The 25,117-nt window shown below is 62.7% G+C and carries 22 protein-coding genes, 1 tRNA gene and 1 pseudogene; 13 read left to right on the forward strand and 11 right to left on the reverse strand.

Annotated features, from left to right (window positions below):
• Nucleotides 1-16: 16 nt before the first annotated feature.
• The 4 genes from rsgA to NIT7645_RS04280 all read right to left on the reverse strand — a co-directional run bounded on the left by rsgA (nucleotide 17) and on the right by NIT7645_RS04280 (nucleotide 4,239).
• Nucleotides 17-1,102, reverse strand: a complete 1,086-nt coding sequence (rsgA, locus tag NIT7645_RS04265) for a ribosome small subunit-dependent GTPase A (protein ID WP_008560817.1) — start codon at nucleotides 1,100-1,102, stop codon at nucleotides 17-19.
• A 238-nt stretch (nucleotides 1,103-1,340) separates the two neighbouring features.
• On the reverse strand, nucleotides 1,341-2,525 hold the full coding sequence (locus tag NIT7645_RS04270; protein ID WP_008559592.1) for a vWA domain-containing protein: 1,185 nt from the start codon (nucleotides 2,523-2,525) through the stop codon (nucleotides 1,341-1,343).
• Between the two features lie 50 nt (nucleotides 2,526-2,575).
• Nucleotides 2,576-2,743, reverse strand: a complete 168-nt coding sequence (locus tag NIT7645_RS19480) for a hypothetical protein (protein ID WP_008561732.1) — start codon at nucleotides 2,741-2,743, stop codon at nucleotides 2,576-2,578.
• A gap of 95 nt (nucleotides 2,744-2,838) precedes the next feature.
• Nucleotides 2,839-4,239, reverse strand: a complete 1,401-nt coding sequence (locus tag NIT7645_RS04280; protein WP_008561699.1) for a DUF2927 domain-containing protein — start codon at nucleotides 4,237-4,239, stop codon at nucleotides 2,839-2,841.
• A 183-nt stretch (nucleotides 4,240-4,422) separates the two neighbouring features.
• Between NIT7645_RS04280 and NIT7645_RS04285 the strand changes: the two genes are divergently transcribed.
• Together NIT7645_RS04285 and NIT7645_RS04290 are read left to right on the forward strand one after the other, a co-directional pair.
• The gene (locus tag NIT7645_RS04285) at nucleotides 4,423-4,800 is read left to right on the forward strand and encodes a hypothetical protein (protein WP_008562373.1); all 378 of its coding nucleotides are present in this window, start codon (nucleotides 4,423-4,425) and stop codon (nucleotides 4,798-4,800) included.
• A gap of 1 nt (nucleotide 4,801) precedes the next feature.
• Nucleotides 4,802-5,170 (forward strand): helix-turn-helix domain-containing protein, encoded by a 369-nt coding sequence (locus NIT7645_RS04290; protein WP_008561644.1) that lies wholly within the window; start codon nucleotides 4,802-4,804, stop codon nucleotides 5,168-5,170.
• Nucleotides 5,171-5,632: 462 nt separating this feature from the next.
• On the opposite strand, the pseudogene NIT7645_RS19645 reads toward NIT7645_RS04290, so the two are convergent.
• Nucleotides 5,633-5,737 (reverse strand): annotated as a pseudogene (locus NIT7645_RS19645) (DUF4236 domain-containing protein); the annotation flags it as partial.
• 491 nt (nucleotides 5,738-6,228) lie between these two features.
• Nucleotides 6,229-7,068 carry an AAA family ATPase gene (locus NIT7645_RS04295; protein WP_008562943.1) on the reverse strand — a complete coding sequence of 280 codons (840 nt, stop codon included), beginning with the start codon at nucleotides 7,066-7,068 and terminating at the stop codon, nucleotides 6,229-6,231.
• 194 nt (nucleotides 7,069-7,262) lie between these two features.
• Here NIT7645_RS04295 and dksA point away from each other — a divergent pair, with 194 nt between their 5' ends.
• Nucleotides 7,263-7,685, forward strand: coding sequence for an RNA polymerase-binding protein DksA (gene dksA, locus NIT7645_RS04300; RefSeq protein WP_037302882.1), 423 nt, complete (start codon nucleotides 7,263-7,265; stop codon nucleotides 7,683-7,685).
• 119 nt (nucleotides 7,686-7,804) lie between these two features.
• Nucleotides 7,805-9,034 carry an FAD-dependent monooxygenase gene (locus NIT7645_RS04305; protein WP_050686215.1) on the forward strand — a complete coding sequence of 410 codons (1,230 nt, stop codon included), beginning with the start codon at nucleotides 7,805-7,807 and terminating at the stop codon, nucleotides 9,032-9,034.
• 18 nt (nucleotides 9,035-9,052) lie between these two features.
• Here the strand turns inward: NIT7645_RS04305 and xth are convergent, their stop codons facing one another.
• Nucleotides 9,053-9,859, reverse strand: a complete 807-nt coding sequence (gene xth / locus NIT7645_RS04310) for an exodeoxyribonuclease III (RefSeq protein ID WP_046210039.1) — start codon at nucleotides 9,857-9,859, stop codon at nucleotides 9,053-9,055.
• Between the two features lie 785 nt (nucleotides 9,860-10,644).
• On the opposite strand from xth, the gene NIT7645_RS04320 reads away from it, so the two are divergent.
• Nucleotides 10,645-11,898 carry a DUF6902 family protein gene (locus NIT7645_RS04320; protein WP_050686217.1) on the forward strand — a complete coding sequence of 418 codons (1,254 nt, stop codon included), beginning with the start codon at nucleotides 10,645-10,647 and terminating at the stop codon, nucleotides 11,896-11,898.
• A gap of 31 nt (nucleotides 11,899-11,929) precedes the next feature.
• Here NIT7645_RS04320 and NIT7645_RS04325 read toward each other — a convergent pair whose 3' ends face one another.
• A complete protein-coding gene (locus NIT7645_RS04325; protein WP_008560721.1) occupies nucleotides 11,930-12,253 on the reverse strand; it encodes a HesB/IscA family protein in 324 nt (107 codons plus the stop codon).
• A 95-nt stretch (nucleotides 12,254-12,348) separates the two neighbouring features.
• On the opposite strand from NIT7645_RS04325, the gene NIT7645_RS04330 reads away from it, so the two are divergent.
• The 8 genes from NIT7645_RS04330 (at nucleotide 12,349) to NIT7645_RS04365 (ending at nucleotide 20,534) form a co-directional block, all read left to right on the forward strand.
• The gene (locus NIT7645_RS04330; RefSeq protein WP_074964214.1) at nucleotides 12,349-13,524 is read left to right on the forward strand and encodes a deoxyguanosinetriphosphate triphosphohydrolase; all 1,176 of its coding nucleotides are present in this window, start codon (nucleotides 12,349-12,351) and stop codon (nucleotides 13,522-13,524) included.
• A gap of 272 nt (nucleotides 13,525-13,796) precedes the next feature.
• Nucleotides 13,797-14,096, forward strand: coding sequence for a YciI family protein (locus NIT7645_RS04335; RefSeq protein WP_037302475.1), 300 nt, complete (start codon nucleotides 13,797-13,799; stop codon nucleotides 14,094-14,096).
• 148 nt (nucleotides 14,097-14,244) lie between these two features.
• Complete coding sequence (gene argS / locus NIT7645_RS04340) at nucleotides 14,245-15,990, forward strand: arginine--tRNA ligase (protein ID WP_008562941.1); 1,746 nt, start codon at nucleotides 14,245-14,247, stop codon at nucleotides 15,988-15,990.
• Between the two features lie 92 nt (nucleotides 15,991-16,082).
• Complete coding sequence (locus NIT7645_RS04345; protein ID WP_008561525.1) at nucleotides 16,083-17,495, forward strand: SPOR domain-containing protein; 1,413 nt, start codon at nucleotides 16,083-16,085, stop codon at nucleotides 17,493-17,495.
• Between the two features lie 170 nt (nucleotides 17,496-17,665).
• The gene (gene nagZ, locus NIT7645_RS04350) at nucleotides 17,666-18,670 is read left to right on the forward strand and encodes a beta-N-acetylhexosaminidase (RefSeq protein ID WP_008562536.1); all 1,005 of its coding nucleotides are present in this window, start codon (nucleotides 17,666-17,668) and stop codon (nucleotides 18,668-18,670) included.
• Nucleotides 18,663-19,454, forward strand: coding sequence for a segregation and condensation protein A (locus NIT7645_RS04355; protein ID WP_050686219.1), 792 nt, complete (start codon nucleotides 18,663-18,665; stop codon nucleotides 19,452-19,454). The genes nagZ and NIT7645_RS04355 overlap by 8 nt, the downstream gene beginning before the upstream one ends.
• Complete coding sequence (gene scpB / locus NIT7645_RS04360) at nucleotides 19,454-20,116, forward strand: SMC-Scp complex subunit ScpB (protein ID WP_008562046.1); 663 nt, start codon at nucleotides 19,454-19,456, stop codon at nucleotides 20,114-20,116. The genes NIT7645_RS04355 and scpB overlap by 1 nt, the downstream gene beginning before the upstream one ends.
• 190 nt (nucleotides 20,117-20,306) lie before the next feature.
• The gene (locus NIT7645_RS04365) at nucleotides 20,307-20,534 is read left to right on the forward strand and encodes a hypothetical protein (RefSeq protein ID WP_008561385.1); all 228 of its coding nucleotides are present in this window, start codon (nucleotides 20,307-20,309) and stop codon (nucleotides 20,532-20,534) included.
• An 86-nt stretch (nucleotides 20,535-20,620) separates the two neighbouring features.
• Here the strand turns inward: NIT7645_RS04365 and NIT7645_RS04370 are convergent, their stop codons facing one another.
• From NIT7645_RS04370 to NIT7645_RS19595, 3 genes are all read right to left on the reverse strand, one after another.
• Entirely contained in the window at nucleotides 20,621-21,727 is a 1,107-nt protein-coding gene (locus NIT7645_RS04370) for a 2'-deoxycytidine 5'-triphosphate deaminase (protein WP_037302474.1), read from the reverse strand.
• Between the two features lie 111 nt (nucleotides 21,728-21,838).
• A tRNA-Pro gene (locus NIT7645_RS04375) sits at nucleotides 21,839-21,915 on the reverse strand.
• 102 nt (nucleotides 21,916-22,017) lie between these two features.
• On the reverse strand, nucleotides 22,018-25,098 hold the full coding sequence (locus NIT7645_RS19595; protein ID WP_050686221.1) for a MerR family transcriptional regulator: 3,081 nt from the start codon (nucleotides 25,096-25,098) through the stop codon (nucleotides 22,018-22,020).
• Between the last annotated feature and the right edge of the window lie 19 nt (nucleotides 25,099-25,117).

A 25,117-nucleotide genomic window follows, 5' to 3' on the forward strand; every position in this document is an offset into this window, starting at 1 on the left:
TCCCTGAGCAAAGGCGCTACTTGCGATTGCGTTTCTTGGCGGCTTTTGCGGTCTTTGCGCTTTTCACCATCTTGCCAAAGCTCTTGTCCTTGGCCCGTCGCTGGGCAAGCGAGGCCGAGTTGTGCGCTTCTTCCGCTGCCAGCTTGCGCCAGCGATCCAGGCGGGCAGGGTCTACCTCTCCGGCCTGGATGCCAGCCTGAACAGCGCAGCCCGGCTCGCCCTCATGGGCGCAGTTGCGGAACCGGCACTGGGTGGCCAGGTCTTCGAGGTCGGCAAAAACGTCGCTGACCCCGGCCGCAGCATCGGTGAGCTGCAATTCGCGCATCCCAGGTGTATCCAACACCCCACAGCCCCCTTCGATAAAGTAAAGCTGCCGTCGCGTGGTGGTGTGCCGCCCACGGGCATCATCTTCGCGAATGCCTTGGGTTTCGATATCAAGATCGTCGCCCAACGCCTTGGTCAAAGTGGATTTTCCAACCCCGGACGTCCCGAGAAACGCAATGGTCTGGCCCGGTTTGACCCAAGCCCCCAGTTTTTCGCCCACATCATCGGCCTTGGCGTTCAATGCCACAACAGGCACATGATCCGACAGGGTCTCCGCCTCGGTGATATAGGGTTGCGGGTCATCACATTTGTCGATCTTTGTCAGGATGATGACCGGCGAGACCTCGGCGTCAAAGGCCATAGCGATGAACCGTTCCAGTCGGGCGATATTGAAATCGGCATTGCAGGAGGTCACGACAAACATCGTGTCGATATTGGCCGCAATCAGCTGGATCTTGCGATCCTTGCCGGGGGCGCGTCGCCGGATCAGGCTTTTGCGTTCCAGAATGCGGCTGTGGGTCGGCAGTTCCCTGTTCAGCATCAACCAGTCGCCCACCGTTGCCTCGGGTCCGGGCGGGATCACAAGATCCACGCCATCGCCCAGGGCGCGCAGCCCGTTGCGGTTGACTTCGGTGATGCGCACAGGCGGGGCGCTGGCCATTTCATCCAGATCGGTCTGGCGGGCAAAAAATGATTGCCACCCCAGCTGTTCCAGCGGTGAAGGGGCGGGTTTCGTGCTCTCAGCGGAAGAGAGGAATTGGGAGTAATCCCGGATCATTGGGAAAATCTTTCATGATCGGATCGCAGGTCTGGCCTGGATCTAGGTGTCAGGTGAAGCGTGCGCAAACCACTCCTGTCGCCTGCCCGACAGGGCAGCGCGTCAACTCCGGAGCAATCTGCAATCCGGGGAGGCCTCTGCCGCCCCATTTTCACCAGGACATAAAATCTCCAATTCGCTGCGACTGATCTAGCCGAGGGCGGCCAACTTGGCAAGTCGGGTGGCGCGGTGCTGCCGGTCAGCGCGTCAACTCGCGCATCCCGCGCTCCAGCCCGGCCAAGGTCATCGGCACCATCTGGTCGTTGAAAATCTCGCGGATCATCTGAATCGAATGGGTGTGGCCCCAATATGCCTCTGGCACCGGGTTGATCCACAGGTTCGAGGACCATTGCGCGCGGGCACGCTCCAGCCAGACCTGGCCCGCTTCCTTGTTCCAATGTTCGTTGGCCCCGCCGGGGTAGGCAATTTCGTAAGGCGACATAGAGGCATCGCCCACAAAGATGCACTTGTAGTCCGGCCCATAGGTGCGCAGCACCTCATGGGTTGGGGTCTGCGCGTCCCAGCGACGGCGGTTGTCGCGCCAGACCCCCTCGTAAAGACAGTTGTGGAAATAGAAATATTCAAGATGCTTGAACTCGCTGCGCGCGGCAGAGAACAGCTCTTCAACCACCTTGATATGCGGATCCATCGACCCGCCCACATCCAGAAACAGCAGCACCTTTACGGCATTGTGGCGTTCGGGGCGGGTTTTCACGTCGAGATAGCCGTGTTCCGCAGTGGCGCGAATGGTGCCCGAAAGGTCCAGCTCTTCCGCCGCGCCTTCGCGCACCCAGCGACGCAGGCGTTTCAGCGCGACCTTGATGTTGCGGGTGCCCAGTTCGACATCGCCATCCAGGTTCTTGAATTCGCGCTTGTCCCAGACTTTTACAGCGCGCTGATGGCGGCTTTCCTTCTGGCCGATGCGCACCCCTTCGGGATTATAGCCATAGGCCCCAAAGGGAGAGGTGCCTGCAGTGCCGATCCACTTGCTGCCACCCTGATGGCGGCCTTCCTGCTCCTTCAGCCGCTCCTTCAACGTCTCCATCAGCTTGTCGAACCCGCCAAGCGCCTCGATCTCGCGGCGCTCTTCCTCGCTCAGGTGTTTTTCCGCCATCTTGCGGATCCACTCTTCGGGGATGTCGACAGCATTCAGAACGGCCTCGGCGGGCAGCTCTTCCAGCCCGGAGAAGGAGGCCGAAAACGCCCGGTCAAATTTGTCGATGTTGCGCTCATCCTTGACCATCGCAGCGCGGGCCAGAAAATAGAACGCCTCGATGTCATAGGTCGCAAGACCCGCCTTCAGTCCTTCGAGAAAGGTCAGATATTCCCGCAACGACACCGGGATCGCGGCCTTGCGCAGGTTTTCAAAGAAGGGCTGAAACATGGATGTCTCCGTTCGGCGGCGTCAGGTCAGGCGCGCAGCCCCAAAGGGGATCACATCAGCGCGCGGTCGACGAAAATCGTCACAAGCAGCCCGACAATACCAAAGCCGATGGCATATACAGCGCCATATTGCAGCAAATCAGCGGTGTTGCCGCCGCGTTTTTTGGCCGAAAGGGCCCCCAGGATTGCGCCAAGGATCAGTGCGCCGATTACGATCATGCCAAGGTCCGTCTATTTGAACATTCGTGTCTCAGATGGGGCCCTGCGCCAGCAGGTCAAGCGCAGCTGCGCCCACCAGACCTGGCCCCTTCCGATCAGCGTGGCGGAGCCAGGGCTGCGATCTCGCGCATGGCGCCGCGTACCGCCCAATCGGAGCCGAAGCCGTATCGCGCCCACCCTTCGCTGTCCAGCCTGACCGCGCGCGCAGCGTCAGTTTGCCCTTCCAGATCCAGCGCCTCGGCCTGCAACAGCATCAGGGTCGACAACAGAACCGCATTTTCACTGCGCGCCGCGACCGGCAGCGACGGCGTGATGCGTGCCAGCGCCTGACGGCCCGCCCCGCGGGTGATGTCAAAGGCCGCCATGCGCGTCGCGATGCGGGCGCGCAAGATCGGGCTGTCGTGGCTGCCCTGCAGATAGCTGAGCGCGGTTTCAAAATGGCGTTGCGCCAGAACCGGGTCTTCGCGTTGCAGGATGCGCCCCAGAATATAGTGGTTAAAGGCGCGGCGATGATCCTGCCAGCCAAGATCGCGCGCAATGGCGGCCCCGCGATGGGCTGCGGCCAGACGCGCCTCGCGGGACACGCTGGGGCTCAGGGCGCCTTCGGTCGCGCGGATCCAGCTGCGTGGGGTCGCCGGTAGCGGACGGGCGGCACGGTTGTGTCCGGCCGGGTTCATCCGCGCCAGGATCGCAGGCAGCCGGGCGGCAACCTCTGCCCGGCGCATCCCGGTGCGCAGCTCTGGTGCGTAGGTGGCCCGCAGGATCAGCATGTCAAAACCCGTCAGAACGGTATGCACGTTGTCGTCGTTGAACACCGAATCCGACAGCCGGTAGAGATCGTTCAGCGGGCCAATGGCCTGGGCAATCTCTTCATGCAGGCAGTCGCGGGTTTCCTGCGCGCTCACGTCATTTGGAACAAAGATCGCCAGCCGTGTGCGCTGGCGCAGATTGGCCCAATTGGTGGCCGGACGTCGCTTGTTGCGGCGAAACTCCTTGAGCGAGGTCACGTTCGGCACCACGAAACAGGCCGCCCGCGGCGAGGCCTGGCGGATCGCCTTGCGCGAAACCGCCTCGATCGTGATGTTGGCGTCCTCTGCCGTGGTCAGACTGATGCGGAGCCCGGCCTCGCGGCGCAACCGGGCAATCAGCCCCTCAAGGTCCCGCATCAGCCCGGCAGAGGGCCGCCCCGTCACACGCAGCGTGATGGGCCCTTCAAAGCGGCTGAAGACCGCCAGCTCCGTGCCGCTTTCCAGGCGGAAATGCAGATCAAGGAAATCGCGGGCAATATCGGCATTGGCCCGTGCAGGTGCGACCGGGTGCGCACGGGCAAAGCTCTTGGCTGGTGCCAAAGGCGCCAGATCCCGACGTGCCCGGTCAGGCGGGGTGCCGCCTTGGGGTGCGCAGCCTGCCACAGCCATCGCGCAACACAACGCCAAAGCGGCAAGCCTGCGGGGCAGGGCGTGGCGTGGGGCAGGGGTGGTGCAGGTGGCAGGCAAGCCGCATCTCCTGTTGCTGTGGCCCAAGCTTGTGCCAAGACAGGGTTAAAAATCAATGCTATGACCATGCAGATACTTGGCTGATTTTGCCACCCACCGGACCCCGGTGCCACGGATATTTGATGAAAGCGCCCCAACCGTCCTCAGGGTCGCCGATGCACGCAGGTTGAAAAGGCTACGCCAATGGCGTATATTCGCAAAGAGAACCACAACTGCCTGCGGGTGGATTACCGCATCACACAGGTCGCGATCGAGGATGCGATCCATGCCTATCTGGACGAGGATGAGCTGGCCCGCCTGATCGCCACCCTGGTGCGCGACCCCACGATCGGGCGCAAAACGGACGAGGATTACCATCACCACAGCGGCGATCTGGTGTTGCGCTACCGGCTTTATCAGGCCAGCCCGGATCTCTTGCTGGTCTACATCCTGCGCCTTCACCGCCGCACACCGGCCAGCGGTTTGGGTGGTCGCATGGCAGATGGGGCCAAGCTGGTCCGCGATATCGCGGTTGATGTGGTTAAGTCACGGATCGTGTCCCTGCTGAAGGAGGGGGGCTGACATGGCAAAAACGGCAAAAACAGCAAGACCGGATAAACACACGGCAGAGATCTCCGCGCCCCAGGCGTCCCAGTCACGCGAGGCGGCGCGTGATGCGCAGGCCCTGCACGAGATGGAGGCGGATATTGCAGGCACCGCGCCGCTGGAAACCGTCGCCAGCCGCGAAGTGCCTATGGTCGATGTCGTACGCCTGCGCAAATCGCTTGGCATGTCGCAGGAGCGGTTTTGCAGCCACTTCGGCTTTCGCCTCGGCTCGGTGCGCAACTGGGAACAGGGCCGCCGCCTGCCCGAACGCCCCGCCCGCATCCTCTTGCGCATGATCGAGGACGACCCCGAGCGTGTAGAACGCTTCCTGCGCGAGGCCTACTGAGCCCCCCAGACCGCCCCGGCCACAACATGGGGCGCAAGGCAGGTCAGCAATGCGCTTCTTGTAGAACCAACGGAACAAGCTCGTTTCGCGGCGGTTCAGTTCGCCTTGCTGCTTCGCTTCCTCATCGCGGGCCTCCTTCAAGTCAGACTTGACCTGCGACTGCTGTTCGCGCGCTTTCGCTATCAGGTCACGCAAAGGGATCAGCGAACTGCTGGTTAGTACTTCGACCGAAGCGCTGGCAATTTCGTTCATCTCCGCTTGGGGCATGTAGACCTTTGCCGACGCTGGGTTATTACCAGCCGCAGGATTTCCCACAGGTGGATGGGTGAAACTCTCTGGCTCAGGGTCAGGCTGTGGGGCTGGAGCGCGAGGTGTCTTGCCGACGGGAACCAAGAGAGTGCTGTAGGACGAGCTGGTTCCCGGTGCTCCGACCGTAGTGCGGACGCCTTGCCGACCGATGTTGACGGAGGCACCCGGATCGCCAATGCTCGTGCTGATGCCACGCTTGCCGATGTTTATGCGAACGCCGGGGAAAAGTGTAAATGTCTGCCTGAAACGAAGTGTCATACCACAAACCTAGAGATTCCCACTCAACCTAGTCGCGATCCCTTCTTGATTATATGGCCTAATTGTGTGTGCTAGGATAATTTGTCATGAGGATAAGAAACTGGAAGCTGGCGGGAGGGCAGAGCTGCTTCGTCTTCACATCACACCAGTTGATAAGACGTGCAGCGACGACTCTTGTGTCCCGCATCAAAACCCTTTGCAACCTGCGTGACGAAGGTCAGCTATCGCTTGTTCGCGTAAAGGTTGGCTGACCACAAACTGTGAACGTCCCGCTGCCGTTGGGCACCACAAACCTATCCGCTTCCGTCACTCTGAACCCGGAACGCTCTATCCCGACGGGCCTCACCCAAGGTGCCTTGGCGGAGTAGCTGCGGATGCCCAATCCCATCCCAGTCCTCTCCCAGCCCCATCCCAGTGCGCCACAGGCCCCCGCGAACAAGTAAGGCCCGCGACGGGGGCGGGCCTTTTTGTCTGTCATGCTGTCGGGCAGGTCAGCGGCGGCCGCGGGCCATGAAGGCGAGCCGTTCAAAGAGATGCACGTCCTGTTCGTTCTTCAGCAGCGCGCCGTGCAGTTTCGGCAGCGCGTCTGCGCCGTCGCGTTTGAGATCCTCAGCGCTCAGATCCTCCGCCAGGAGCAGCTTCAGCCAGTCCAGCACCTCTGATGTCGACGGCTTCTTCTTCAGCCCGGCAGTGTCGCGGATCTCATAGAACTGTGTCAGCGCGGTGGTCAGCAGGCTGTCCTTGATGCCGGGGTGATGGACCTCGACGATCTTGCGCATGGTGTCGGCATCGGGAAACTGGATGTAGTGAAAGAAACAGCGGCGCAGAAACGCGTCCGGCAGTTCCTTTTCATTGTTGGAGGTGATGATCATGATCGGGCGCTGGCGCGCGCGGATCGTCTCGCCGGTCTCGTAGACATGGAACTCCATCTTGTCGAGTTCCTGCAAAAGGTCATTGGGGAATTCGATATCGGCCTTGTCGATCTCGTCAATCAGCAGCACGACCTTTTCATCCGCCTCGAAGGCTTCCCAGAGCTTGCCCTTTTTGATGTAGTTCTTGACGTCGTGAACGCGCTCATCGCCCAGCTGGCTGTCCCGCAGGCGGCTGACGGCGTCATATTCATACAGACCCTGCTGCGCGCGGGTGGTGGATTTGACGTTCCATTCGATCATCCGCAGCCCCAGCGCATCGGCGACCTGGCGTGCCAATTCCGTTTTTCCGGTGCCCGGTTCGCCCTTGACCAGCAGCGGACGTTCCAACGTGACCGCCGCATTGACCGCAATCTTGAGGTCATCTGTCGCTACGTAATCCTTTGTGCCCTGAAACTGCATCACTTTCTCGCCTTCTGCCTGTCCACAACGCACGGTGGCGTTTCTGCGGCGGTTTTACCCTTTTGTGCGTACTATTGTGTAGTGACAATCGGCCGCTTTGGGGATAAACGCTGCGACATGCGGGGGGAGACCGCTGTGTTTTGTAATTAATACTGAGAGAGACCGGCAGAATGGGGCAGACCAAAGGTAGTGAGATGAAGCAAGAGCTGTTTCTACCGGATGACTATCGTCCAGCTGACGATGAACCCTTCATGAACGACCGTCAGCTTGAGTATTTCCGACGCAAGCTGCACGAATGGAAACAGGATCTTCTGTCCGACAGTCGCGACACAATCGAGGGCCTGCAGGATAACACCCGCAATATCCCCGATGTTGCGGACCGCGCCAGCGAAGAAACCGACCGAGCACTGGAGCTGCGCACCCGGGATCGCCAGCGCAAGCTCGTGGCCAAGATCGACGCAGCCCTGCGCCGCATCGACGAAGGCGAATACGGCTATTGCGAAGTCACCGGCGAGCCGATCTCGCTGAAGCGACTGGACGCACGCCCGATCGCCACAATGAGCCTCGAAGCACAAGAAAGACACGAGCGTCGCGAAAAAGTGCACCGCGACGATTGATTTTCTTGCGAATCTGAAAAAATTCTGACGCCGGGGCCTTTTGCTCCGGCGTTTTTCGTATATCTGGGGGCATCGTTTCGCCGCGCGGGGCAGGTGGAACACACGGGTAACAGGACAGAATGAAGCTCAAGGACCAGAAAATCACCATCATCGGTGCGGGCATCGGTGGCCTGGCGGCGGCGCTTGCGTTCAGCCAGCAGGGCGCAAAGGTGACTGTTCTGGAGCAGGCGGACGCCATCGCGGAGGTGGGCGCCGGCATCCAGGTGAGCCCAAATGGCGTTGCCGTGCTGCGCGCGTTGGGGCTGGCCGACGATCTGGCCTGGTGTTCCCAGCGCGGCCGCGCTGTCGTGTTGCGCAGCCATCGCTATGGCCGCGAGGTGCTGCGGCTCGATCTCGATCATTATTCGCCGGGGCAGAATTTCTATTTTGTGCATCGCGCCGACCTCATCGGACTGTTCGCCGATGCGGTGCGCCGCCGCGGGGTGCGGGTGCGTCTGCTGCAAAAGGTGGACCGGATCAGCGTCGCGCAGCGGTCTGTCGTGCATCTGGCCAACGGTGCACAATGTGGCGGTGATCTGGTTGTTGGTGCCGATGGTCTTCATTCCCGCGCACGCATCGCGCTGAACGGGGCGTCTGCCCCCCGGTTCACCGGTCAGGTGGCCTGGCGCGCGACGGTTGCCAATCTCAACAACCATCCGCCAGAGGCACAGGTCTACATGGGCCCCGGTCGTCATCTTGTGACCTATCCGCTGCGCGACGGCGGGCTGATGAACCTTGTCGCCGTGCAGGAACGCAAGGGCTGGGCCGAAGAAAGCTGGAGCCACAAGGACGATCCCGAAAACCTGCGCGCCGCTTTTGCCGGGTTCGGCGGTCATGCTGCGGGCCTGCTGGAGCAGGTCGAGGACGTGGCGCTTTGGGGCCTGTTCCGCCATCCGGTGGCCGAGAACTGGCACAAGGGCAATCTTGCGATTCTGGGTGATGCCGCTCACCCAACACTGCCGTTCATGGCTCAGGGGGCCAATCTCGCGCTGGAAGATTCCTGGGTGCTGGTGGATGCCCTGCGCAGCGCTGCGACGCTCGAAGAGGGGCTGGCCAGCTATCAACTGCGCCGCCGCGAGCGCGCCGCCAAAGTGGTGGATGCTGCCACGGGCAATGCATGGAAGTACCATCTGCGCCAGCCGCTGGCCTGGCCTGCGCATCAGATCCTGCGCCTTGGCGGGCGTCTTGCGCCGGAACGAATGGTGCGCCAGTTCGACTGGATCTACGGCCATGACGTCACCGCCGGGCATCAGCCGCTCGGCGAAGACGGGGACGCAGATTCCAGCGGTCCGGTTGTCACCCCTGCCTAAGCAGGGGCTGTTTTCACCTCAGATATCCAGTTCCACCCAGACCGGCACATGGTCTGAAGGTTTGTCGCGGCCGCGCACATCCTTGTCGATCTGGCAATCCAGCATCAGATCTGCTGCTTGCGGGCTCAGCAGGAAATGGTCGATGCGGATGCCATTGTTGCGCTGCCAGGCTCCGGCCTGATAATCCCAGAATGAATAATGACCCGGGCCCTGGTGGCGGGCGCGAAAGGCCTCGGTAAAGCCGAGGTTGACGATGCGCTGAAACGCGGCGCGGCTTTCGGGGCGATGCAGGGCATCTTCAAGCCAGGCTTCTGGCTTCTTGGCGTCTTCGGCCTGCGGGATGATGTTGTAATCTCCGGCCATCAGCGCAGGCATTTCCTCATCCAAAAGCGCTTGCGCACGGGCCCGCATCCGTTCCATCCAGGCCAGCTTGTAGGCGTATTTGCCCCCCTCGACCGGGGTTCCATCGGCGTTCAGCTCAACAGGGTTGCCATTGGGCAGGTAAAGCCCGCAGATCCGGATCGCCTGTTTGCCCACCACGGTGGCCTCGATCCAGCGCGCCTGTTCGTCGCTGTCGTCCCCCGGCAGGCCCCGGCGCACATCTTCCAGCGGCAGCTTTGACAGGATGGCAACGCCGTTAAAGCTCTTTTGGCCATGGGTTTCGACATTATAGCCGCGATCTTCAAACAGCTCGCGCGGAAAGGCCTCGTCCACGGATTTGATCTCTTGCAGCACAACCACATCGGGCTGCGCATCGTCCAGCCATTCGGGCAGGGCGTTGATGCGGGCCTTGATGCCGTTGATGTTGAACGTGGCAATTTTCATATCCGGTCTCCTGCCTGGGTCGGGGTGCCCGATCTGTCGCGCAATTGGCCCCGATCTATCGCCCAATTGACACTGCGGGGCAAGTGGCTCTGCTGGTGTGCCGCGGACCGGACTGGCGGACCAGACGTGGACCAGACTGGCGGGCGGACCAAACAGGCGGCGCCGAATCGATCCCCTCAACACGCGGCGCTGACACCCAGCGTTTTGCATTGCTGACAGGACAGGAAGGCACCGGCAGGCGCCCCTTTGTGCTGGTGCGGCTGTGGATGGTTCTGTGGGCAAGCTGTGATCAACCTGTATGCAGCCGGGGTTTTGACGGCTGCGGGGCACTTTAGCAAAAGAAGCTGCACCATCAGCGCAGCATAAAATAACCCGGCTCGTACGGTTCTGGCTTGTGGGGCGCCCGCGGCAACTCAACCTTGAAGGGAGCAGGGCCATTCGCAGATCATCTGTCGGCTCCGCTTGCGGTGACGGGCTGCCTGTTGCTCTTGGCCGCATCACTCTGTTCTGGGGGAGACCAAAAATGAAACCACAACAAACCGCTGCCACACTACCCGCCCTCTCTTCGCGAGGGGCAGGCGCCTCATTGTTGACGGGCGCCGCCACTGGCCTGTTTTCGTCCGGCTCAGACAGGGCAGATACAGCCCTGCATCAGGGCGGGGGAACGGGGCTGTTTTCATCAGGGTCCGCACCCGCCGACGATCAGGCCGCCCTGACAGGGGACGCCAGCGGTCTCTTTTCGTCGGGGAGCTGATCCATCAGGCGCAAGTGCGGCGTTTTCTGACATGGCGACCATTCTGACCTTTCCAAAGCGCCCTGAGCGGCAGGACACAGATGCGGCCCTCGACGCAGGTCCTGCACACGTGGGGCACCCCCTCACTCGCAAAGGTCAGAGCAGCGCGCCCTGGGCCCCCTTGGTGGAAAGCATGGCACGCCACCGCCGGGATGAGCTGGAGGTCGGTTGGCTCAAGGAAAACGCCGAGCTGTTGGGGATCCTCAACAGCACCGGGCACAGCAGATGCGACGGGGGAGAGGCAGCCCTCGCGCATCTGCGGCCCTTCGTTGAAACCGCCCCCCGCCGCCTGCAATTTTTCCCGCAATACTATCGTTTCATCCTGTCGATCTGTCTGGATTACGAGGATCTGACAGGCGGCGCGACCGACACGGGCAGCCAACTGGCGCATTGGATCGCGACGCGCGGGCTGGTCTGTGGTGAACTGTCCGATCTGCAGCGCGCCGAAGCGCAGCACCTGCTGGCGCGCCGGGCTGTGCTGCTGCCGGATCCGGGTGGGAAACATGCAGGCCTGCGCAGCCGTCTTCGCCGCTTTGCGAGCGATACGGCAGGCTTTGCCATCCCCGACCGTCGCCGCGCCTATGAGCTGACCCATGTGGTGTTTTACCTGACAGACTATGGCCGCAGATGCGCCGCGCTGCCTGAAACGGCGACACAAAGCCTGATCCATGTGGGGCTCTGGGCCTATCTCGACTGTGACTGGGATCTGGTGGCAGAGGTCTGCATAGCCTTGCGCTATCTCGACCAGCCCCCACCGCCGCTATGGGAGGCGGCATTGCAGCGCAGCCTTGGGGCGTATCGCCTGCTCGCAACGCCGGTTGTGGGGGCGGATGACTACCACGCGTTTTTCGTAGGCCACTGGTGGCGCGCTGTGGCGGCACGGGGACAGGCCGGGCAAGGCGCGTTTGCCGACCTGACGGGGTGGCGCGGCGGCCCGCTGAGCGTGCGCGCCTCTCAAGCGACGGGCTTGCTGGCACCGTTGTCCCTGTGGCTCTTGCAGGGGGGATCTGCCCGCGTGGACGACGCCATTGCGCATATCACCACCACGATGGGACAGACCGCCGCCGCCCATCTGGCCGAAACAAAACACAGCAGCGATCACTTCGCCCGCTTCTGGCATCATTTCTGCAGGCAGGGCGAGGCCACGGCCAAGGCGCATGTCATAACGGCCCAGGGGCAAAAACATCTGCATGATGAAAAACCGCGCCGTTCAATGCAGAAGGGCCACCCAAAGGGCAGCCCATAGTCATCCCGCGCCCACGCCAGGCAGCTGTGGCTTACATCGAAAACGACGTGCCGCACCCACAGCTGGAGGTCGCATTGGGGTTTTCGATCACAAATCGCGCGCCGATCAGCTCTTCGGTGAAATCGATCACTGCGTTTTCCAGAAACGGCAGCGAGACTTCATCCACCACGACTTTTTCACCCTGGCCTTCCAGCACAAGATCATCGGACTGCGGGGCGTCCAGCGCGATTTCATACTGAAATCCCGAACACCCGCCGCCTTCTACAGCCACGCGCAGCGCTTTGCCCTGATCGGCGGCCCCAATCTCGGCCAGCCGTGCAAAGGCGCGCTCGGTCACTTTCGGGGGCAATTGCATGTCAGGTCTCCAAAGCCAGTCACTGCCCAGTTGCAGCAGCCCCCATAATATAGAAAGGTGTTGTCAAAGGGACAAGATTGACCGGGAAAAGATTAGTGAGCTACGCGCCTTATGCGACAATGCCCGACCGCAGCCGCGGCCGGCAAGTCCCCGAAGAAGAAAGCAGTTTCCGCTCTCCCTACCAACGGGACCGCGACCGCATCATCCACGCCAGCGCCTTTCGTCGCCTCAAGCACAAGACACAGGTCTTTGTGGAACACGAAGGCGACAGCTATCGCACCCGGCTCACCCATTCGATCGAGGTGGGGCAGGTGGGGCGCACCATCGCGGGGGCGCTTGGGCTTAATCAGGAACTGACAGAGGCGGTCGCGCTGGCGCATGATCTGGGCCACACGCCCTTTGGTCACACGGGCGAGGACGCGCTGCATGCGCTGATGGCGCCTTATGGTGGCTTTGACCACAACGCACAGGCCATCCGCATCGTCACCTCGCTGGAACGCCACTACGCAGAATTCGACGGGCTCAACCTCACGTGGGAAACGCTGGAGGCCATCGCCAAACACAACGGCCCCGTCGTGGGAGACCTGCCGTGGGCGCTTGCGGAATGTAATGCCGCCGTCGATCTGGAATTGCACACCCACGCCAGCGCAGAGGCGCAGGTGGCCGCGCTGGCAGATGATATCGCCTACAACAACCACGATCTGCACGACGGGCTGCGGGCGGGGCTGTTTACTGACGATGATATCGCTGACCTGCCGGTGATCGGTGCAGCCTATCGCGCAGTGGACAGCCGCTATCCGGGGCTGGATCGTCGCCGCCGCAGACATGAAGCGCTGCGCCGGGTTTTTGGCGTGATGGTCAGCGACGTGATCGATGGCGCCAGACAGCGCCTGTCCGACAGCGGCGCACAAAGCGTCGAAGACGTGCGCAATCTCGGCGCGCCGGTGGTGGTGTTTTCCGACAGGCTCTGGCCGGATCTGAAGGAAATCCGGGCCTTTCTGTTCACGCGCATGTACCGGGCGCCCAGCGTCATGCGGAAACGCGCGCAGGTCTCCAAGGTCGTGGAAACCCTGTTTCCCCACTTTCTGGCCAATCCGCAGGACATGCCGGATCGCTGGCAGGGCGATATCGCGGCAGCGGGGGATGAAACCGCATTGGCGCGGGTGGTGTCTGACTACATCGCCGGGATGACAGACCGTTTCGCCCTGCAAGAGCACCGCCGCCTGTTTCCCGAAGAGGCCGCCCGCGCCGAGGCAGAGCTGCACCGCTGATCGCTGGGGTGCGTCCGGGTCGCACGGGGCAGGGCAAGACAGGACGGGACGGGACAGGGCGGGACAGCACAGGATATGGCAGGACAGGGCCGGGCCGCTTGAAACGGGATGGCAGCTGGCGGCGGGTGAGGCTGGCTGACGTCGCGTCTGCGCGGGCGCTGATTGCCGACTGGCGGTAAGACCTGCGCAAACTGGCCCTACCGATGCGCCACGTTTCTCCTTTTTCTAACAGGAAAGACCGCGACCCAACCGCCAGCAGCAAGAGCAGACGCATGACACATTGGACCGTAACGTTTCAGGACGCCCCCGAAATGGCCCGGATCCGGGCCGACCGCGCCCGCCGTGATGCCCATATCGCTTTTGTTCGTGCCAACCCGCAGCTGCAAATCGGTGGCGCGCTTGCCATGCGCCCGCAGCAGGATTTCCCGGGCGCCATCTGGAACGTCGAGGCCGAAAGCCGCGATGAGGTCGAGCGCCTGATCCTGCGTGATCCCTACTACGTCGCCTCGCTGCGCCGCTATCAGATCACCGAATGGGGACGCCTGCCCGTGACCGGCACGCCGGTGGCCTGAGCACGGCGATACTCCACCGCAGTTCCTGCCGCTTTGCACCCCATTTTGCGGCCGCCACCCCTGTCTGCAGGCCCCTCGGCGTGGCTGCGGGGTTGACCATTGGGCTGGGCGTGATAATCCGCAAAGCCGAACCAATGGGACGCCAGACATGAACCTCTTTACCGATATCCGCTCGCTTGTGCTTGACTGCCTCAATGCAATGGTGGCCGAGGGCACCCTGCCCGAAGGGCTCGATTTTGCCAATGTCGCGGTAGAGCCACCGCGTGATGCGGCGCATGGGGACATGGCGACCAACGCCGCAATGGTGCTGGCCAAACCCGCCAAGATGAAGCCGCGCGATATCGCTGAGGCGCTCGCCACCAAACTGGCCGCTGACGCACGTGTCACCTCGGCAGAGGTCGCAGGCCCCGGCTTTTTGAACCTGCGTCTGGACCAGGGCAGCTGGCAGGCGGTGCTGTCCAATGTTCTGGCCGAAGGCACCAACTTTGGCCGTTCCAACATGGGCGAGGGCAAAAAGGTCAACGTCGAATACGTCTCGGCCAACCCGACTGGCCCGCTTCACGTCGGCCACACCCGCGGCGCGGTCTTTGGCGACGCGCTGGCAAGCCTGCTGGATTTCGTGGGCTTTGACGTCACGCGCGAATATTACATCAACGATGGCGGCGGGCAGGTTGATGTGCTCGCACGCTCCGTCTACCTGCGCTACCTCGAAGCCCACGGGCAAGAGGTCGCCTTTGTCGACGGCACCTATCCCGGCGATTATCTCGTCCCGGTAGGCGAGGCGCTGAAGGCCAAGGTGGGCGATGCCTACGTGGGCCAGCCCGAAGAGGTCTGGCTGGAAGAAATCCGCAACTTCGCCACCGATGCGATGATGGACCTGATCCGCGAGGATCTGGCCTCTCTCGGTGTGAAGATGGATAAATTCTTCTCGGAAAAATCCCTGTACGGAACCGGTCTGATCGAAGCCGCGCTGAAGAGCCTCGATGACAAGGGGCTGATCTACGAGGGCGTGCTGGAGCCGCCGAAAGGCAAGAAGCCCGACGATTGGGAACCGCGCGAGCAGACCCTGTTCAAATCCACCGATCACGGCGATGACGTGGACCGCCCGGTCAAGAAATCCGATGGCGCCTGGACCTATTTCGCGCCGGATATCGCCTATCACTACGATAAGGTAGAGCGCGGCTTTGACATGCTGATCGACGTCTTTGGCGCCGACCACGGCGGCTATGTCAAACGGATGAAGGCCGCAGTTTCGGCCCTGTCCGAAGGCAAAGTGCCGCTGGACATCAAACTGTGTCAGTTGGTCAAGCTGTTCAAGGACGGTCAGGAATTCAAAATGTCCAAGCGGGCAGGCACCTTTGTCACCCTGCGTGACGTGGTGGATGCGGTCGGCCCGGATGTGACCCGCTTCATGCTGCTCACCCGCAAGAACGATCAGGGCTTTGACTTTGATCTGGACAAGGCGCTTGAGCAGTCCAAGGACAACCCGGTCTTTTACGTGCAATACGCCAACGCGCGGATCTGCTCGAGCCTGCGCAAGGCCGAAGAGGCCGGGATTGCCGTCGATGACGCAACCCTCGCGGCCGCAGACCTGAGCCTTCTGGACGACGACGCCCAGCTGGCGGTTGCCAAAAAGATCGCGGAATGGCCGCGTCTGGTGGAAATTGCAGCGCGCACAAACGAACCCCACCGCGTCGCCTTCTACCTCTATGATCTCGCATCCGAACTGCACGGTCTCTACCACCTTGGCAAAACGAATGAAGGTTTACGTTTTGTTAATGAGAGCAGCGCTTCTGCAACACATGCGAAAATGGCTCTGGCAAAAACCGTTTCCATTGTCATTTCTGCCGGTCTTGGTATTCTTGGGGTCACACCGGCGCAGGAGATGCGGTAACAAAATCGCCCAGGCCGCCGGATCGAGGCAGATCATCAATTAGAACCCGTGGTCGGCGCGTCAGCGCGCCGTTGCCGGGCAGTGAGGCGGAAATGGCGTATTTTACGCAGGCAGGTCACGGCCAGTCGTATTCCAATGTTGGAGAGGACCGCGATGCGGCCCCCTCCCATGACACCCGCGAATCCCAGCTCCATCCGTCAGATCCGCGCCACATCTTTGGCAAGCCTCAGCCTCTGAACACCCAGGCCCCGCTTGAACCGCAGCAGCCGGTGAACACCCAGTTCCAGGCAGCGCAGTCCCAAAGCACGGGCAATCTGCGCATCTTTGCGCAGCAACCCACCACACCGTTTCAGCCTGGCCTGACAGATCAGCCGCAGCCGCAAGCGCAGGCTGATGCCTATGTCGCCCCACGTGTGGAACCGGCGCCTGCCGTCAATTATTTCGCCCAGCCCGAACCGCCGCAGTACAACGCCGATGGTCATGAGGCTTACAGCGGACCGGGGATGGAGCAGGGGCACCGCTATGACGAATACGGCTTTACCCCCGAACCCGCAGGGGCAGGGCGTGCCGGTCTGTCAAAGGCGTTCAGTGTTCTGGGCGCCGTTGCCTCCTTGGCGCTTGTGGTTGGGATCGGCCTTTGGGGCTACCAGCTGATTTCGCGCGATGTCTCTGGCGTGCCGGTTGTGCGCGCGGTTGAGGGACCGCTGCGTGTGCAGCCCGAAAACCCCGGTGGTCGCCCTGCCGATCATCAGGGGCTCGCCGTGAACGCGGTGGCCGCAAACGGCAACGTCGAAAGCCCGGCGGACCGGCTGACACTGGCGCCACCGGCTGTGGATCTGGCCGAAGACGACCAGCCCATGCAGGCCTCTTTGCGCGTTGATGCGCCGCAGACTGCCGCCCCTGCCACATCCGCAGACCTGTCCGAAGAGGCGGTTGCCGCCTATCAGGGCGGTGAAATCGACGCGCTTGTCGCGCAGCTCACCGATGGTGTGGAGCCGCTTGATAATGCGACGCTGCAAGGCGCCGAGGAACTCTCTGCATTCGCAGCACCTGTCATCGTTCAGCCAGAGCCGATCCAGCCGGTCACCGTGGCCGCAGTTGCCCCGGCTCCCAATCAGGCGCTGCTGAATGCCCCCGGCGTGCGCGTTTCGCTGCGCCCGGCTGCCCGTCCTGCTCGGTTCTCGCCCACCCGCTCAGCTGCTCCCGCGCCGGTCAGCCGCAGCACCCAGGAAGTGTCGCCCGACAGCCTGCCTGCAGGCACGCGACTGGCGCAGCTCGGCGCATATGAAAGCGCAGAGGTCGCCCGCGCGGAATGGGATCGAATCTCTGGCCGGTTTGGCGACTACCTCGAAGGCAAGAAACGGGTGATCCAGCGCGCCGAAAGCGGCGGGCGGACCTTCTACCGGCTGCGGGCAATGGGGTTTGCGGATCTGTCCGATGCACGACGCTTCTGCTCTGCATTGGTTGCAGGCAACGCCGACTGCATCCCGGTCACAACCCGCTAGGCCCATGCCAAGCCTCAAGCTCTCTCGCGCCCGGCTCCAGCCGGGCGTTTGTCGTTGGGTCTGACGGCAAAGATGGCAATCTCTTGCCGTAACCCTGTCTGTTTTAACGATCCTGCCATGGCGCACCGACCTGCGCTGATGTATCAGCGCCCCAGCACAAGAGGACAGCAATGCCATACGGAGCCACAATTCTAGATGCCGAAGGCACCCGCCTCAGCGCCGAGGAAAAGGCGTTGTTTCAGCGGGTCAATCCCTTTGGGTTCATCCTGTTTGCCCGCAACATCGAAAGCGCTGCGCAAACGCAAGCGCTGTGTGATGAGCTGCGCGAGGCGGTTGGGCGTGACTGTCTGATAACCGTGGATCAGGAAGGTGGACGTGTGCAGCGCCTGCGCCCGCCACTTGCGCGCCAGTGGCAGCCCGCTTTGGATCACGTGCAGGCCGCAGGCGAGGGGTCAAGCCGCGCCATGTATCTGCGCGCCCGGCTGATCGCACAAGAGCTGCGCGAGGTGGGGATCGACAGCAATTGTGCACCCTTGGCGGATGTCGCCAGCAAGGACACCCATCCCTTCTTGCAAAACCGCTGCTACGGTCGCGACCTTGCGGCCGTTGTCGCCAACGCCCGCGCCACCGCTGACGGTCTGCTTGATGGCGGTGTGGTGCCGGTGGTGAAACACATCCCCGGCCACGGTCGCGCCAGCATGGACAGCCACTTTGATCTGCCCCGGATCAGCGCGCCACTGGATCAGCTGCGCCAAGAGGATTTCGCAGCCTTCCGCGCTCTGAACGATCTGCCGATGGGGATGACGGCCCATCTGGTCTATGAGGCCCTTGATGAACGCCCCGCCACGCTCTCGCCGACGGTGATGCAGGTGGTGCGCGAAGATATCGGTTTTGACGGCCTCATCATGAGCGACGACATCTCGATGAAGGCGCTGCAGGGGACAGCCGCAGATATTGCCCGCGACACTATCGCGGCCGGTTGTGACGTTGTGTTGTTCTGCAATGCCCCGCTCGATCAACGCACCGCCGTGGCCGAGGCCGCAGGCGAGATGACACCGGCAGCTCAGGCGCGCGCTGAACGTGCCGAAGCAGCCCGCCGCAGCCCCGCCATGCTTGACACAGCGGCGGCTGAGGCCGAACTATCAGCCCTCATGGGCGGACAGGTATATGGCTGAAACACTGTTTGAAGACGAAGAGGTTAGCGTCGAAGAGCGGCTCGCCGCCGAAGCGCTGATTGTGGATGTGGACGGGTATGAGGGGCCGTTGGACGTGCTCCTGTCTCTGTCGCGCACGCAAAAGGTCGACCTGCGCCGCATCTCCGTGCTGGAACTGGCCCGCCAGTATCTTGCGTTTGTGGAAAAGGCGCATGAGCTGCGCATCGAGCTGGCCGCCGATTATCTGGTGATGGCGGCCTGGCTCGCCTACCTGAAATCCCGCCTGCTGCTGCCGCCCGACCCAACAGAAGAAGGCCCCTCAGGCGAGGAACTGGCCGCGCATCTGGCCTTTCAGCTGGAGCGTCTGCAAGCGATGCGCGACTGCGCCGCAAAGCTGATGGCGCGCGACCAATTGGGGCGCAACTTCTTTGCCCGCGGTCAGGGCGAGGATGTGACCCGCATCCGCACCGTCAGCTATTCGGCCAATCTTCTGGATCTGATGCAGGCATATGCCCGCATTCGCACCCGCGATGATTTCCGCCCGTTCGTGCTGGACCGCGAGGCGATCTTTACGATGGAACAGGCGCTTGACCGGATGCGCCATCTGATCGGCTACACCGGCAGCTGGACCGACATGCTGACCTATCTGCCCGAGGGCTGGCATTCCGACCCGATGAAACGCCGCTCCGCCACGGCCTCCACCTTTGCGGCTTCGCTGCAATTGGTAAAGGAAGGCCACCTGGAACTGCGACAGAGCGAGACCTATGCGCCCATCCAGCTGCGCATTCGTGACAAGGATACCTGATGGACGACCACAGCCAGAACACCGCTGGGGAAGAAACCCAAACCCTGTTTGAGGCACCGCCGATGGCCGAACAGGAGCGCATGGTCGAGGCGGTGCTGTTTGCCAGCGCCGAACCGGTCACCATCCGCGATCTCGAAGCCCGCATGCCTCACGGCTGCGAACCGGGCACCGCGATGGAGCATCTGCGCAAACGCTACGAAGGGCGCGGCGTGCATGTGGTCCGCATTGGTGACGCATGGGCAATGCGCACCGCTGCCGACCTCGGCTTTCTGATGCAAAAGGAAACGGTCGAGACCCGCAAACTCTCTCGTGCGGCGATCGAAACACTGGCGATCATCGCCTACCATCAGCCCGTCACGCGCGCCGAAATCGAAGAGGTGCGCGGCGTCTCGGTCTCGCGTGGCACCATCGACCAACTGCTAGAGATGGACTGGATCCGCCTTGGCCGCCGCAAAATGACACCGGGCAGACCGGTGACATTTGTCGTGACGCCCACTTTCCTTGACCACTTCGGACTGGAAAGCGCCCGCGATCTGCCCGGCCTCAAGGAGTTGCGCGCCGCCGGTCTGTTGGAAAACCGCCCACCACCGGGCAGCCTGCCGCTGGGTGGACGCGGCGACAGCGACGAGATCGAGGAACAGCCAGAACTGTTCGAAGACTAGGGTCAGCCATCAGCCCCCTCAGACAGGCGGGGCCCTCAACAGGGGCCCCGTTTTTGCATCCGGGCAGGGGCGGGCAGAGCGGATGACGCAGCCGTGCCTGGAAATCACCACATTTCTGGGCTAGGTCGCCTGACAGAGCCCGTCACAACGACCCGCGTCAGCGGGCAGAGCAGACCAAGGAGCCCGCATCATGAACATTGAGCAGATTTTCCGCATGATCCTGCGCCGCGTTGTCGGGCGTGCCGTGAACGCAGGCGTTGATGCAGGGCTAGATGCCGTCAGCAAACGTGCGCGCGGCAAGGGGCGTGGCAAAAGCCAACCCATGACCGAAGAAGAACGCGCCGCCATCGAAGAGCGCGAGCGCATCCGCGCGATCCGTCAGGCCCGCCGCGCCAAACGCGATCAGGGCTCTGACTGATTGCACCGCAGCCTGTAGCCAGTCGGCTGTCTCAGTAGCCTATCTCAGTAGATTGTCCCGGGTGTGCTGTCAGCTGTCAGGACCGCTTAGCTGCGAAAGTGCTTCGACAGCTTCAGCCCCTGACCCTGATAGTTGGATGCAATCTCTGCGCCATATAGCTGCTGTGGCATCTCTGACATCCGCTCGTAAACCAGACGCCCGACGATCTGCCCATGCTCCAGCACAAAGGGCGCATCGTGGCAGCGCACTTCCAGAACTCCGCGCGACCCGGCACCGCCAGCAGCCGCATAGCCAAATCCGGGATCGAAGAACCCCGCATAGTGCACTCGGAACTCTCCCACCATGGCGAGATAGGGCGCCATCTCCGCGGCATAAAGCGGCGGGATCGCTATCGCTTCACGGCTCATCAGAATGTAGAACGCACCGGGGTCCAGAATGATCTGCCCCTTGGTTGTGCGCACCTCTTCCCAGTATTCCGCCGGATCATAGTGCCCCAGCCGGGAAAGATCGACGACGCCGGTGTGGTGCTTTGCTCGATAGCCCACCAGATCGCCGCTTTCGGGGCGCAGATCGACAGAGAAGCCAAGACCGTCCGAAATCACCGGCGTGCCCGAGACGATCGGGGTCTCATCGTGAACGGCGCGCAAATCCGCATCGCTGAGAAAGGTGCGCCCCTGACGAAAGATGATCTGCGTCAGCAGCTGTCCGGGCTGCACCACGACAGAGAAACTCTGCGGGCAGATCTCGGCATAAAGCGGGCCGTCATAGCCATCCGGCACCCGGTCGAACTCGACCCCCTGGTCGGTGATCACCCGTGTCATCACATCCAGCCGCCCGATCGAGGATTTGGCGCTGGCTGCAGCGGTCATGCCTTGGGGCAGGCGGATCCGTTCCATCAACGGCACGACATAAACGCAGCCTTTTTCCAGCACAGCGCCCCCTGTCAGGGCCACCTTATGCATGGTCAGATCTTCCAGCCGCTCTGCCACAGTGCGCCCGCGGCCCGGCAGAAAGGAGGCTCGCACCCGGTAGGCGCAGTCGCTCAGCCGCAAATCAAGGCTCGCAGGTTGGATCTGATCGTTCAGGATCGGGGAAGAGGCGCCAATCGCGCACTCGGTGATCATCTGCCGGATTTGCCGGTCCGACAGCACGCCCTGTGTCAGGCCGCTGCTCGTCTGTCCCTCAGATGTCATCCCATCCTCCCAACGCTTAATTATCAACACCTTGCACGAAAGGCAGATACAAAAACACCCACCCCAGAAAGGGGCGGGCGTTTTTTAGCCCCTTGCGAGGGCGGGGTATTTTGGTCGGGCTAGCAGGACTCGAACCTGCGACCTTCCGTCCCCCAGACGGACGCGCTACCAGGCTGCGCTATAGCCCGTTGAGCTGGTTTCTACCCTTTTTTCCGGCAGTGGCAAGCGAAAAACCCAAATTTTTTCGCCACATCTGCAAGTTTCTGGGCAGCACCCGCGCGCTGTTGGGATCAGCCGCGCAATGCGCGCAGGCAATCGGCAATCTCGTCCTGCAGATGGGCAGGCACGCGCTCCAGACCGGCCAGATGGCTCAGCACGGCTGCGCGCGGTTCCGGCACACCGTCGCGAAGGTCCGGCACAATCACCACACGCGCCCGCAGCGGCTGGGCCTGGGATTGATCGCCCTGCGAATCCGTCGACTCCTCCACCGCGTCGTCCGCGACGGTCGATTCCAGTGTATGCTCTTGCGGGGCAGGGTCTTCCGCGATGGCCTCAGGTTCTGCGTCTGACACCGGCTCAGACAGCGGTGCCATATCCGCCAGCGCGTCTGACCCAGGTTCTGCCACCAGCTCTGCGCCCAGCCCGTCTGCGAGGGGATCACCCGCGTCAGTCTCAGCCGCGTCCACCGCAACCTCAACCGTCTCGGCCTCAGCTGCCACACCCTCATCTGCGAGAGGCGCTGACATGTCGTCCTGCAGATCGTCTGGCAGATCGCCCTGTAGATCGTCAGTCAGATCGATGGACACTTCATCGGACAGGGGGGCATTATCAGATGCGCCCGCAGACTCTGTTGCCATATCCACGGACATGTCTTCTTTCGGGATCTCCTCCACCGGTGCCTCGACCTCGGCCACGTCCTCGGACGCGGGCGTCACAACGGGCGCTTGGGTCTCTGCCTCCGCGTCTTGCTGGTCAGCGCCTGCCTCTGTCAGGTCAAGTTCGAACGCAACCGCGTCAGACGCCACATCTGCGCTATCGCCCAGCTCCAGCTCCAGCTCCAGCTCCTGTGCGGGCTCCTCTGCCAGACTGCCCGCATCCTCTGCACCTGCGATGGGCTGGCTGATCTCTGCCAACTGCTCCATCGGGGCGGTCAGATCCTGCGCGGCATCGTGCAGCGCATCATCCGGGGCAACAGTCTCTGTCTCTGCCCCCACCGTTTCGACCGGATCAACAGCAAGCAGGTATTCTGCCGCGCTGTCATCCAATGCGCTGTCCTCAGCTGCCATTGGCTCGGCTGCCGCTTCCATGTCGGCCGCGAACTCCGCTTCTTGCTCCTGCGGCGCGTCAAACATATCAAGCGGCGCATCCTCGGGCGTCGGCTCTTCGCTTTCATAGGGCGCGTCGTGAAGCGCTTGGTCCACGTCCACCCCATCAAGGGCCGCGAGATCCGGCAGGTCTTCTGTTTCGGCAAGCGGTTCGGCAAGGGGGTCCGCATGGCCGCCAAGATCATCGCCCAGATCGTCAACCAGCGCGGCTGCGGGGGCTTCGGCCACATCCAGCGGCGCAACATCTGCCGGTTCCTGATCCAACGCGCCCGCAACGGCAAGCGGGTTGTCGTCCAGGTCGGCCTCTGCGTCAAAAACCGGCGCGTCTGTGCGATCCGCCAGATCAATCTCCACCTCAGCCGGATTGGCACCCAGATCGGGATCCATAGCCGGTGCTTGTGTGAAATCTGAAACCTCATCAACAGGTTGCGCCGGCTCAGTCAGGTCAGCGGGCGCATCCACTGCGGTCTCAGCCGCAAAGATATCTGTGGCCGGGGCCTCCTGCGGGGCCTCCTGCGGGGCAGTCTGCGCAGGCATGTCCGCCGCAAAGGTGGGCGCATCCGTGACATTGGGGGCCGGGGGCTCATCTGCCGCATCGGCAAAGGGCGTCGCCGGGGCGGTATCCTGTGGCAAGGGGCTCTGCGGCGCAGACGGGGCCTCGACCGCTGCGGCCTCCACGTCCTCGGGCGCAGGGGCCAGCCTGTCCACCTCAGCCACGGGGGGCAGATCCGAGGGCGGGCTATCTGCGGCTTCGATCAACTCGGCAGGCTCGTTGATCTGCGGCAGGTCCCCCAAGAGATCGGGCTGCAAATGTTCGCCCGCACCCTCAGACGTGGCCGGTTGCGCAGGCGGCGCGGCAACAGGTTCAGCAGAGCTGGGTGCAGCAGACACGGGTACAGCGGTGGAAGGCGCAGCAGAAACGGGTGCTGCGGGGGAGGGCGCGGGCGCCTCGGTGCTCTCGCCAAACAGGGTGCTTTGCGCAGGCTGCGGCGCGGTCGGTGCGCTGTCATAAGCAGGCACCGCAGCAGACGAGCCCGCCGCCGCGCCAAAGCTGGTCTGCGGCAATGCGGTTTCGCTCTGCGGCTCTGGCGGGTGGATGTCTCCGGTCTCGGACACCGCTGCCTGCACCGGATCCACAGAAACAGAAGGAGAAGCCGTCGGAACAATCGGCGCGGGGCCGGGCGCGGCTGGGGGTGAGGCACCCGCAGCGGCCTGCGTCACGCCATCTTGGACCGGGGCGGCATAGGTCGGAGCAGCGGGCGTTGGTGTTGGTGTTGCTGTTGGCTGGGCCTGCTCTGCCGCATCACTTGCAGCTGCAGGAGGGGCCGCCGGGGGCTGCACTGTGGGTTGCACCTGTGGCTGCGCCTGCATCTGCGGCTGGGTCTGTACCGGTTGGGGCTGTACCGGTTGGGTTTGGACTGGCTGAGTCTGGACTGGCTGGGTTTGAACTGGCTGGGCCGGATCTGCCTGCACCGGAGTTGGCGCGGATTGCGGCGCCTCAGCGGCCGGGGGCATCACCTGAGGAGCAGGAGCAGGAGCAGGAGCAGGAGTTGGCGCAGCGGTTGCCGGGGCGGGGGATGCGGGCTCTGCCCAAGCGCCGGGGGGCGCCGCAGGGGCAGGGGGCGTGGGGGCGGGCGCTGCGGCTGGTTCAACAGGCTCGAATGTAGCCTCAACTGTTGCCTCGATCACATCACCTTGGACTGGATCAGCTGACGCATTCTCGATCGGCTCAACATCCGATGCAGCCGCACTACCCTGTGCAGCGGACGGGGCATCCGGATCTGCGAGAGAGGCAACATGCGCCGCACCATGTTCGCGCAGCAGCGCCTGCACGTCCTTGATCGCCATGCCCTGATCGTGCAGCAGCACCTTGATGCTGCCCAAGAGGTCCACGTCAGCGGGCCGATAATACCGTCGCCCGCCTGCACGCTTCACCGGTTTGATCTGGGTGAACTTGCTTTCCCAGAAACGCAGAACATGCGCCTGGATCCCCAGCCATTCCGCGACTTCACTAATGGTGCGGAAGGCGTCCGGTGATTTTGACATTGGAAATATTGTCCTGTGG

This window comes from Phaeobacter italicus (genome assembly GCF_001258055.1).
GTDB classification, from domain to species: Bacteria; Pseudomonadota; Alphaproteobacteria; order Rhodobacterales; family Rhodobacteraceae; genus Phaeobacter; species Phaeobacter italicus.

Bases quoted from the DNA above. Each gene is read 5' to 3' on its own strand.
- NIT7645_RS19595 (WP_050686221.1), bottom strand. From the start codon at position 25,098: ATGTCAAAATCACCGGACGCCTTCCGCACCATTAGTGAAGTCGCGGAA.
- NIT7645_RS04305 (WP_050686215.1), top strand. From the start codon at position 7,805: ATGAAGCTCAAGGACCAGAAAATCACCATCATCGGTGCGGGCATCGGT.
- NIT7645_RS04270 (WP_008559592.1), bottom strand. From the start codon at position 2,525: ATGTTTCAGCCCTTCTTTGAAAACCTGCGCAAGGCCGCGATCCCGGTG.
- dksA (WP_037302882.1), top strand. From the start codon at position 7,263: ATGAAGCAAGAGCTGTTTCTACCGGATGACTATCGTCCAGCTGACGAT.
- NIT7645_RS04355 (WP_050686219.1), top strand. From the start codon at position 18,663: ATGGCTGAAACACTGTTTGAAGACGAAGAGGTTAGCGTCGAAGAGCGG.
- NIT7645_RS04295 (WP_008562943.1), bottom strand. From the start codon at position 7,068: ATGCAGTTTCAGGGCACAAAGGATTACGTAGCGACAGATGACCTCAAG.
- scpB (WP_008562046.1), top strand. From the start codon at position 19,454: ATGGACGACCACAGCCAGAACACCGCTGGGGAAGAAACCCAAACCCTG.
- NIT7645_RS04325 (WP_008560721.1), bottom strand. From the start codon at position 12,253: ATGCAATTGCCCCCGAAAGTGACCGAGCGCGCCTTTGCACGGCTGGCC.
- nagZ (WP_008562536.1), top strand. From the start codon at position 17,666: ATGCCATACGGAGCCACAATTCTAGATGCCGAAGGCACCCGCCTCAGC.
- NIT7645_RS04320 (WP_050686217.1), top strand. From the start codon at position 10,645: ATGGCGACCATTCTGACCTTTCCAAAGCGCCCTGAGCGGCAGGACACA.
- NIT7645_RS04290 (WP_008561644.1), top strand. From the start codon at position 4,802: ATGGCAAAAACGGCAAAAACAGCAAGACCGGATAAACACACGGCAGAG.
- NIT7645_RS04365 (WP_008561385.1), top strand. From the start codon at position 20,307: ATGAACATTGAGCAGATTTTCCGCATGATCCTGCGCCGCGTTGTCGGG.
- argS (WP_008562941.1), top strand. From the start codon at position 14,245: ATGAACCTCTTTACCGATATCCGCTCGCTTGTGCTTGACTGCCTCAAT.
- NIT7645_RS04345 (WP_008561525.1), top strand. From the start codon at position 16,083: ATGGCGTATTTTACGCAGGCAGGTCACGGCCAGTCGTATTCCAATGTT.
- NIT7645_RS04285 (WP_008562373.1), top strand. From the start codon at position 4,423: ATGGCGTATATTCGCAAAGAGAACCACAACTGCCTGCGGGTGGATTAC.
- NIT7645_RS19480 (WP_008561732.1), bottom strand. From the start codon at position 2,743: ATGATCGTAATCGGCGCACTGATCCTTGGCGCAATCCTGGGGGCCCTT.
- NIT7645_RS04335 (WP_037302475.1), top strand. From the start codon at position 13,797: ATGACACATTGGACCGTAACGTTTCAGGACGCCCCCGAAATGGCCCGG.
- xth (WP_046210039.1), bottom strand. From the start codon at position 9,859: ATGAAAATTGCCACGTTCAACATCAACGGCATCAAGGCCCGCATCAAC.
- NIT7645_RS04370 (WP_037302474.1), bottom strand. From the start codon at position 21,727: ATGACATCTGAGGGACAGACGAGCAGCGGCCTGACACAGGGCGTGCTG.
- rsgA (WP_008560817.1), bottom strand. From the start codon at position 1,102: ATGATCCGGGATTACTCCCAATTCCTCTCTTCCGCTGAGAGCACGAAA.